General features: G+C 40.2%; 1 protein-coding gene. It reads left to right on the top strand.

Annotated elements, in window-relative coordinates:
- Positions 1 to 1487, top strand: a 1487-nt coding sequence (locus EO766_RS18145; RefSeq protein WP_287101791.1) for a DNA polymerase, incomplete at both ends; no start/stop codon positions are given.

Genomic DNA, 1487 nt, shown 5'->3' with positions numbered 1-1487 from the left:
TGGGTAGCACATAACGCGAATTATGATTGGCGTTATTTGTTGCCGTGGCTGGATGAAAACGGAAAAAATCTTTTTATATCATTGGCAACTGATACAAAGATTATGAGTGTTGAATGTGAAGCGGTAACAATGCGAGATTCATTTTTACTTTATCCAATGTCATTAAAAAAGTTTACAAAAGAGTTTGCTCCCGAATACGAAAAGAAAAGCATTGACATTGAAAATTTTAATCCTGAAAACCCTGAACATATTGAATATGCGGTTAATGATGCGATAGGGTTAGCCGTTGCTGTTTATAACTTTCGCAAAAAGTTTTCAGAAATTTGGGGAACCCCGGCAAAATGGACAATGGCATCTAGCGCAATGAAAGCATGGCAAACAACAATTAAAACCCCTGTACAGCCTAGTTCAAGGCATTACGAAAACTTTTTTAGGCATTGTTATTCGGGCGGTTATGTGGCCCCATTGTTTACAGGCCCGGTTAAAAACGCAAAAACATTTGATTTGAATTCTTGTTACCCGGCCGTAATGAAACAAGGTATTCCGGGAGGCCCGCCCTCGATTGTAAGAAAAGAGGATTTCAATTTAGACGCGCCTTCGTTTTGGTGTGTGGATGTTGAAACCCCTCAAGGTTTGTTAGTTCCTGTTTTACCTTGGCGCGGGGAACCATGTCACAACAATTTTAAATCGTTTTCTAACTGGCCTTTGCCAGTAAAGCAAAGTAGATACCCAAAAGGAAAATTTAGAACAGTATGCACTAGCATTGAATTAAAATTTGCTTTATCAATTGGCTACAAAATAACCCCGGTTTATGGTCTTGAATTTGAAGATTTAATTTTTCCTTTCAATGACTTTGTAACCACATGCGAAACACTCCGCACACATTACAAAGGCACTGCAACTGAAACGGTGGTTAAAGGCACTCAAAATTCTCTATACGGCAAATTCGGAATGATGCGGATTAGGCGTGTTGTTTGCACTGAAACCGAATTAGACGACAATTTGACCGGATGGACTCCGCTTGAAGCATTGGGGGAGCGTTACGGATTTATTGTTGAGGAAAACGAAAATATGATATGCGCCCCTCACATTGCGGCATGGATTACGGCTGGGGCGCGTATTAAATTGTTCGATGCGATATACGCCGGGGGCGCGTCTGAAGTTTTGTACACAGACACAGATTCAATTACAGTGACGCCGAAATTTGACTGTTCAAAAATACCCCAATCAAAAAGATACGGCGATTTTAAATTAGAGAAAGAGTGGCAGACATTCCGGGCACATGCGCCTAAAGTTTACGCCGGGTTAATTGACGGACACTGGTATGGGGCTTGCAAAGGAATACCAAAACCGGATGAATACATTTTTCAAAAGTTGTACAATGGGGAAACAGTCGAAAAAGAATACTTTACACTTTCAAGTGTAATGAAATATTTAACCGATTACGAAAAAAGAGAAGCACAAAAGGTAAGTAGAAAATCCACTGA

Origin of the sequence: Hydrotalea sp. AMD (assembly GCF_004100315.1) — a bacterium.
Taxonomy (GTDB): Bacteria; Bacteroidota; Bacteroidia; order Chitinophagales; family Chitinophagaceae; genus Hydrotalea; species Hydrotalea flava.
The sequence above is the reverse complement of the archived record's forward strand: the minus strand, read 5'-3'. Positions and strand labels throughout refer to the sequence as shown.